This is a genomic window from Bacillus sp. AFS012607 (genome assembly GCF_002558005.1).
Lineage (GTDB): Bacteria > Bacillota > Bacilli > Bacillales > Bacillaceae_G > Bacillus_A > Bacillus_A thuringiensis_S.
This window is the reverse complement of sequence record NZ_NTVM01000013.1, coordinates 404,416-412,255: the sequence shown is the minus strand read 5'-3', so window position 1 is coordinate 412,255 and position 7,840 is coordinate 404,416. Positions and strand designations below refer to the sequence as shown.

The window sequence follows — 7,840 nt, the reverse complement described above, 5'->3', positions numbered from 1 at the left end:
GTGAAAGAGAGAGGGAGTTTTAAAGAAAAGATAGAAAGACAAAAAAATAAGACCATCATTTATAAGATGGTCAAGGAAGGGGACAATTTATGTCAATTTAATTAGGGATGGAAGCTATTCAAAGACACTGGGGAATGTCTTAAAAATTAGGGAGGAACAGCTTCGATACATATACTATAAAAGGTGGATGTGACCTCTATGTGAACATAGAGTGAAAGATATGGGGATTTGAAAAATAGTACATATGAAATTGTTATTGCTAGCAATATTGAGCTAGGATATATAGTTTTCCAGCATAAAACAAAAAGGAATCTGAATATAAATAAAAGTTGTAATCTATGAAAAAAAGGATTATGCTCAACTATATTATAAGAATATAAGGTTTGTCCCAATTGTTTAAGGGCTTTTTAAAAGCTTTTTATTTATGAGGGGAAAGCTTCACTTTAATAAGGGAGTTAGTGATATGGAAGTAACAAAAAAACAAGGGCTGTATAATCGTCTTATACGATTAAACCCACCACAAATATTAGCATTAGGTTTTTTCTGCTTAATTGTGGTTGGCGGTTTGTTATTAAAGTTACCATTCGCAACGAAAGCACATATTAGTTGGGTAGATGCTTTCTTTACAGCAACGTCAGCAGCGACCGTAACTGGTTTGGGAGTAGTGGATACAGCAAGTACATTTACGATGTTTGGCGAAATTGTTATTATGTTTTTAATTCAAACAGGTGGTCTAGGTCTTATGACAATTGCCATTTTAATTGTTTGGGTATTAGGCAAAAAAATCGGATTACGCCATCGTTTATTAATTGGAGAAGCATTTAATCAAACAAATATAGGTGGTCTTGTAAAATTAGTAAAGCGTGTCTTTATATTTTCGATTTGTATTGAGCTTATTGGGGTCATCTTTTTATCGTTTCGCTTTATTCCAGAGTTTGGTTTTGGAAAAGGTTTATACTATAGTATTTTTCATGTAATTGCATCTTATAATAATGCAGGATTTGCTTTATGGCCAGATAATTTAACAAGATATGTAGGGGATCCCATTATTAATATTGGGATTTGCTCTTTAATTGTAATAGGTGGACTCGGTTTTACCGTATTAATTGATATATGGTATAGTCGCAGTTTTCGAAAATTATCACTTCACTCAAAAATAATGATTATTGGAACAGTAGTGTTAAATGTTATAGCAATGATTGTAATTTTTGTATTGGAATATAATAATGTGAAGACGTTAGGGAATTTATCTTTAAATGAAAAACTATGGGCTTCCTTCTTTCAAGGTATTACCCCGCGGACAGCTGGATTTAATACGATTGACTATGGAGGTATGGAAGAATCATCTATATTATTTACGATGATTTTAATGTTTATTGGTGCAGGAAGTGTATCAACAGGTGGAGGAATTAAATTAACAACGTTTGTTATCTTAATTACATCTGTCCTTTCTTTCTTTAGAAAAAAGGAAGAAATTGTTTTATTTCAGCGTACAATTAAAATGTCGACAGTAACGAGGGCCTTAGCGATTGCTGTTGCCAGTCAAATACTTATTTTTACAGCGGTATTTATATTAATGCTTACAGAAAACTTCAGCTTTATTCAATTATTATTTGAGACAATATCAGCGTTTGGCACAGTCGGATTAACGATGGGAATTACTGCAAAGCTCTCGGCATTCGGAAAATGTATTATTATGTTTGTTATGTTTTGCGGATTAATTGGACCGTTAACACTTGTGTTTTCTTTAGCGCGACCAGCAAAACAAAAAATAAAATATCCATCGGAAGATGTGTTTACAGGATAAGGTATCCCGCGTTAAGCGAGATACCTTTTTCTTTTTTAGAACAGGGAGAACAATAAACCAATAAGTGCTACTCGGAATAAAATTGCGATAAGTGCAGCAATCCCACCGACAACTGCAGCGATACCGCCAGTTACAGTAGCTCCGCGATTATAAGCGTAAATACCGAGTAAAACAGAAACAAGACCAAATAGTGTTGGGAATGTAAATAGCGATAAGATAGATAGCGCAAGAGCGATAAAACCAGCAGTTGATCCAGCGGCGGATGATTTTACAACATCTTTATCGTCTTTATCATCGTAATCATAATCAATGCGTTGTGGTGCAACCTCAGCGGCGTACTCTTCTTTATAGTCACTATAATCACTATCTATTCTATCTCTTCTTTTATAATCATCAAATTTCTCAGTCAAAGTCATGACTCCTTTCATAACAAGGTTCAATAGTAGTATGTATCTCTTTTTCTTTTTTATCCTGCTATTTGTGGGAGTCGAGCTACGTACACATCCTACTGATTAAAGTTTCACTATACCGGAGCATGTACAGGGAGTAGTATCTTTTAAAAGGAGGAAAATGTTTTCTTGAAATAGGAAAAGTTAGTATGACTTCCTCTATTTTGGAAAGTATAAAAAGGAATAATGAGGAAAGGGTGCAATACATAATGGAACATCCAATTGAAAATTTAATGAAAACGGCAATGACAAATTTAAAAGAGATGGTAGATGTAAATACAATTGTTGGGAGCCCGGTCTCAACAGCTGACGGAAATGTAGTATTAACAGTATCTCAGGTGGCTTTTGGTTTTGGAGCTGGTGGAAGTGATTTTAAAGGGGATTTCATTACTGAAAAACATAACGGTGGGCAAAATCAGCATAAAGAGAAAAAGCAAGGGCATCCATTTGGAGGAGGAAGCGGGGCTGGGGTTTCTATTAGCCCAGTTGCTTTTTTAGTAGTCGGTTCTAACGGTGTGCAAGTATTACACCTCAATAGTAGTACACATTTAATTGAAAAGGCTTTAAATACGGTACCAAGCACTGTAGATAAATTTGTAAATGGTCGCCAAAAGTGAACTTGCATTTTTTAGGAATTATGATATATTAGAAAAAGTGCGCTTTAGGATGATCGGAATAATTGAACTGTAAATATATATGATGTGTGGAATAAGGGAGAGGAATTTATGATTAATATCAAAAACTTAGTAGTTGGTTTATGTATGTTAGTAAGCGGTTTTGTTGTATATGTAATAAAAGAAAAAGCTCCATTCTAAAACAGACAAACCGTTACTGTCTGTTTTTAATTTACAAAAAATGTTGACAAGTTATTTTATTGATGTTAAAATTTTAATTCGTGTCTCGGTTACAGCTAGTATAAAGTAAATAAATCTTATAAATGTAATACGAAAAGTTTGCGAAAGATCGGGTAGTCTTACCAACAACTTTTGTGAACAAACCCTATAAATTATAAGTGTAAGCTTTATAGGTATACTAGTGAATCAAGGAGCGGTCAGTGGAACCGTAATGATGAGAGAGAGGTAGGGCTTTCATCCAGTATATGTTACTTTCCCGTTAGGTGAATATAAAAAAGAGGACTCCTTTTCAAAAGGAGTCCTCTTTCTTTTTTTAAGTGCGAATTTCAACTTGTTGACAAATTTCATCCGTTGTTAAACCGTGAGCTGTAATGACTGATCCTTTAATTGATGCATCTGCAATGCCCATCACATTAGAATCTTGCCCAGTTACAACGCAACAATCACACCCTTGTGCATCCTGTTCTGAGTTAAGTGTAACAACTTCATGACCTTGTTGCTGAAGAGCTTGTTGAACGTCTGTTAATGAGTTTTCAACGCCAATTCTAGCCATAATTCTCACCTCCTACCATCTAATTGCTAGTATGCTCAAGTTCACTGCATATATTTATGAAAAGACGGTAGGAAGTAAATCTTTGTTTAGTCGTTATATACGCCAGTAAGCATTTGACTAACGAATTGATCGTTTAATGTATCTTGTGCAGAAGAAGTATTTGAATGGATGTCGATTGAAGCAATAAAATGATTATGTTCTTGCGTGTTTGGTTCTACCTCTACGTAATTATCGAATTTACAAAAACCTTTCGTGTCCATTAGATCAAATAATTGCAACATTTCTACTACCTCTTGTCTCGTTCCTTTAATTTGTACAAATGCCATATTTATTTCCTCCTTCATTTTGACAAATTGTTTTTTAAAAATAGGATTATGATTACGAAATGAAAAATATGAATGTTATTTTTAGACAGCGCTATTTTTGTTATTTTCCCCCTTTTTCAGCAAAATTCGTTATATATTCCCGGATTTATAAAATCGGACGTCCGTTTATTGAATACAATAGATTCGTATTAATTGATGAAAATCCTTCTTTTAAACAAATATTTTTTTAGTGAAAATTGGCGAAAAAAATTTTCAGACTTTTTGTAAACGTTAACAATGTTGTTAAATCAATATAATTAAAGATGTACGTACGATTAAAGATTATAAATTTTCTAAAAATTTACTTGATTTATTTAAAAAGGAGAGTAAACTAGGAAACAATAAAAAATTCATAGAACATAGGAGGCACTTCCAGTGAATGAGCAATGGATTTTCTTAAATGGAGAATTTGTTCCGAAAGATGAAGCAAAAGTTTCGGTATATGATCATGGCTATTTATATGGCGATGGAGTATTTGAAGGAATTAGAGTTTATAGCGGTAATGTTTTCCGTTTGAGAGAGCATCTTGTCCGGTTGTATGAATCAGCAAAATCAATCCTTTTAGAAATTCCATATTCATTAGATGAAGTAACGAATATTGTTGTTGAGACGATTCGACAAAATAAATTATCTAATGGATACATTCGCCTTGTTGTATCAAGAGGAGCAGGAAATCTTGGATTGGATCCCGATTCATGTAAGAAGCCGAATGTAGTAGTAATTGCAGAACAATTATCTTTATTCCCACAAGAATATTATGAGAAAGGGATTCCAGTTGTAACAGTTGCAACGCGCCGAAATCGTCCCGATGTTTTATCCCCTCAAGTAAAATCTTTAAATTACTTAAACAATATTTTAGTTCGTATTGAAGCGAAATTAGCTGGAGTACAAGAAGCACTTATGTTAAATGATCAAGGATATGTAGCTGAAGGATCAGGAGATAACGTGTTTATTGTTAAAGGAAATAAATTAATTACACCACCAAGTTCTGCTGGAGCGTTAGAAGGTATTACACGAAACGCCATTTTAGAAATCGGCGAAAAACTTGGATATGACGTAAGAGAAGAGTTATTTACAAGACATGATGTATATGTAGCTGATGAAGTGTTTTTAACAGGAACAGCTGCTGAAGTTATTGCTGTTACGACAGTAGATGGTAGAACGATTGGTTTAGGGCAAACGGGTCCACATACGAATCGTTTATTGGAAGAATTCCGAAAGTTAGTTATAGAAGATGGAGAGAAAATTTACGAAGAAAATAAAGTTGGATAACAACTTTTTATAACATAAGAAAGCGTTGAGAGGGAGGAGTAGTTGATTGTGAAGCCTCACAGAGAGTCGGTGGTTGCTGAAAACCGATGGTTCACGTCGACGAACATCGCCCTTGAGTGCTAAGCTGAAGCATTTGTCTAGGCTTAGACGGTAGCTCCGTTATTAGCTAGATCCATTTATGGGTCACTGAGGCAAGAGTATTCTTGCAAAGAAGGGTGGTACCGCGAAATCTTTCGTCCCTTCAGCACATAGCTGGAGTGTGGACGTAGGATTTTTTTTATTGATAAAGGTTTTCAAAAAGGGGGCTTATAAGAACAATGTCTTCAAAAACGGAAGAGAAACTGGCAACTGGTGCACAGCTATTGTTAGAAGCGCTAGAAAAGGAAGGAGTAGAAGTGATTTTCGGTTATCCTGGTGGTGCTGTTTTACCTCTCTATGATGCACTGTATGATTGTGAAATTCCTCATATTTTAACAAGGCATGAGCAAGGAGCAATTCACGCTGCTGAAGGGTATGCCAGAATTACTGGTAATCCAGGGGTTGTCATTGCAACGAGTGGTCCAGGTGCTACAAATGTGATTACTGGTCTAGCAGATGCGATGATTGATTCATTACCACTTGTTGTATTTACAGGGCAAGTAGCAACAACGTTAATTGGAAGTGATGCTTTCCAAGAAGCGGATATTATGGGGCTTACAATGCCGGTGACAAAACATAACTATCAAGTGCGAAAGGCTTCAGATTTACCTCGAATTATTAAAGAAGCATTTCATATTGCTAAAACAGGAAGACCAGGCCCAGTCGTGATCGATCTTCCGAAAGATATGGTAGTAGAGCAAGGAGAACGATGTAATGATGTGCAAATGGATTTACCAGGATACAACCCAAATTATGAACCGAATTTACTCCAAATAAACAAATTATTACAAGCAATTAGTGCTGCAAACAAGCCGTTAATTTTAGCTGGAGCAGGTGTATTGCATGCGAAAGCATCAAAAGAGTTAACAAGTTTTGCGCGTAAATATGAAATTCCTGTTGTGCATACATTACTTGGTCTTGGTGGCTTTCCGCCAGATGATGAACTTTTTCTAGGGATGGGGGGAATGCATGGTTCTTACACAGCCAATATGGCGTTATATGAATGCGACTTACTCATTAATGTAGGCGCGAGATTTGATGATCGGCTTACTGGAAATTTAGCTTATTTTGCTAAAGGAGCGACTGTCGCGCATATCGATATCGATCCAGCAGAAATCGGAAAAAATGTGTCGACTGAAATTCCTATTGTTGCAAGTGCTAAGCGGGCATTGGAAGTATTACTTCAACTAGAAGGAAGGAAAGGAAATCATCATGAATGGATCTCTTTATTAAAGAGTAGAAAAGAACAGTATCCATTCTCTTATAAACGAAACTCTGAAAGTATTAAACCTCAATACGCAATTGATATGCTATATGAAATCACGAAAGGAGAAGCGATTGTAACAACAGACGTTGGGCAACATCAAATGTGGGCAGCGCAATATTATCCGCTGAAAAATCCAGATAAATGGGTAACTTCTGGCGGATTGGGAACGATGGGATTCGGCTTTCCAGCAGCAATTGGTGCGCAAATCGCAAAGCCTGAAGAACTAGTCATTGCAATTGTTGGTGACGCTGGGTTTCAAATGACTCTACAAGAATTAAGTGTATTAAAAGAACATTCTTTACCTGTTAAAGTATTTATTTTAAATAATGAAGCTTTAGGAATGGTAAGGCAATGGCAAGACGAATTTTATAATCAAAGATATTCACATTCCTTATTGTCGTGTCAACCAGATTTCGTCGCTCTTGCGAATGCGTATGGTATAAAAGCTGTTCGTATTGATGATCCACTTCTTGCAAAGAAGCAGTTGAAGCATGCGATTGAATTAAAAGAACCAGTCTTAATTGATTGCCGTGTACTTCAATCTGAGAAAGTTATGCCGATGGTTGCGCCCGGGAAAGGCGTTCACCAAATGGAAGGAGTGGAAAAAAGGTGAAGAGAATTGTTACAGCGACAGTTCGAAATCAAAGTGGTGTGTTAAACCGAATTACAGGGGTTATGACACGAAGACATTTTAATATTGAAAGTATTTCAGTAGGTCATACGGAATCATCAGATATATCGCGAATGACGATAGTTGTGCATGTGGAAAGTGAACAGCAAGTTGAGCAGTTAATTAAACAACTTCATAAGCAAATCGATGTTCTGAAAGTATCAGATATTACAGAAGAAGCGATGATTGCTAGAGAGCTTGCTCTTATTAAAGTAGCAACTTCTGTAGCAAGGGCGGAATTATATAGTTTAATTGAACCGTTTCGAGCCGCTGTAATAGATGTTGGGAAGGATTCCATAGTTGTGCAAGTAACAGGTACACAAGATAAAGTGGAAGCGTTAATTGAATTACTTAGACCATACGGTTTGAAAGAAATTGCGAGAACAGGTGTAACAGCATTTACACGTAGTATGAAAAAACAAGATAAGCAAGTTATGTTAATTCAATAATCATTTAAATATAGGG

9 protein-coding genes and 1 other annotated feature are annotated in these 7,840 nt (G+C 35.7%); of the genes, 6 read left to right on the top strand and 3 right to left on the bottom strand.

Annotation, left to right across the window (positions count from 1 at the left end):
• The first annotated feature begins 463 nt into the window (after positions 1–463).
• Positions 464–1,807 (top strand): TrkH family potassium uptake protein, encoded by a 1,344-nt coding sequence (locus CN409_RS18835; protein WP_000454114.1) that lies wholly within the window; start codon positions 464–466, stop codon positions 1,805–1,807.
• A 35-nt stretch (positions 1,808–1,842) separates the two neighbouring features.
• Here CN409_RS18835 and CN409_RS18830 read toward each other — a convergent pair whose 3' ends face one another.
• Positions 1,843–2,217: a hypothetical protein gene (locus CN409_RS18830; protein ID WP_000136546.1), complete on the bottom strand. Its 375-nt coding sequence runs from the start codon at positions 2,215–2,217 to the stop codon at positions 1,843–1,845.
• A gap of 188 nt (positions 2,218–2,405) precedes the next feature.
• Here CN409_RS18830 and ytfJ point away from each other — a divergent pair, with 188 nt between their 5' ends.
• Positions 2,406–2,873: a GerW family sporulation protein gene (gene ytfJ / locus CN409_RS18825; RefSeq protein WP_002083119.1), complete on the top strand. Its 468-nt coding sequence runs from the start codon at positions 2,406–2,408 to the stop codon at positions 2,871–2,873.
• A gap of 108 nt (positions 2,874–2,981) precedes the next feature.
• Positions 2,982–3,071, top strand: coding sequence for a hypothetical protein (locus tag CN409_RS18820; RefSeq protein ID WP_000608225.1), 90 nt, complete (start codon positions 2,982–2,984; stop codon positions 3,069–3,071).
• Between the two features lie 352 nt (positions 3,072–3,423).
• Here CN409_RS18820 and CN409_RS18810 read toward each other — a convergent pair whose 3' ends face one another.
• Positions 3,424–3,663 (bottom strand): YkuS family protein, encoded by a 240-nt coding sequence (locus CN409_RS18810; protein ID WP_000101020.1) that lies wholly within the window; start codon positions 3,661–3,663, stop codon positions 3,424–3,426.
• A gap of 86 nt (positions 3,664–3,749) precedes the next feature.
• Positions 3,750–3,989, bottom strand: a complete 240-nt coding sequence (locus CN409_RS18805; protein ID WP_081143389.1) for a DUF3911 family protein — start codon at positions 3,987–3,989, stop codon at positions 3,750–3,752.
• 414 nt (positions 3,990–4,403) lie between these two features.
• Here CN409_RS18805 and ilvE point away from each other — a divergent pair, with 414 nt between their 5' ends.
• The 3 genes from ilvE (at position 4,404) to ilvN (ending at position 7,824) form a co-directional block, all read left to right on the top strand.
• Positions 4,404–5,300: a branched-chain-amino-acid transaminase gene (gene ilvE, locus CN409_RS18795; RefSeq protein WP_001005485.1), complete on the top strand. Its 897-nt coding sequence runs from the start codon at positions 4,404–4,406 to the stop codon at positions 5,298–5,300.
• Between the two features lie 16 nt (positions 5,301–5,316).
• Positions 5,317–5,544 (top strand) — a binding site (T-box leader).
• Positions 5,545–5,617: 73 nt separating this feature from the next.
• Complete coding sequence (ilvB, locus tag CN409_RS18790) at positions 5,618–7,318, top strand: acetolactate synthase large subunit (RefSeq protein ID WP_081143387.1); 1,701 nt, start codon at positions 5,618–5,620, stop codon at positions 7,316–7,318.
• Positions 7,315–7,824: an acetolactate synthase small subunit gene (gene ilvN / locus CN409_RS18785; RefSeq protein WP_000822952.1), complete on the top strand. Its 510-nt coding sequence runs from the start codon at positions 7,315–7,317 to the stop codon at positions 7,822–7,824. Before ilvB ends, ilvN begins: the two co-directional genes overlap by 4 nt.
• The last annotated feature ends 16 nt before the right edge of the window (positions 7,825–7,840 follow it).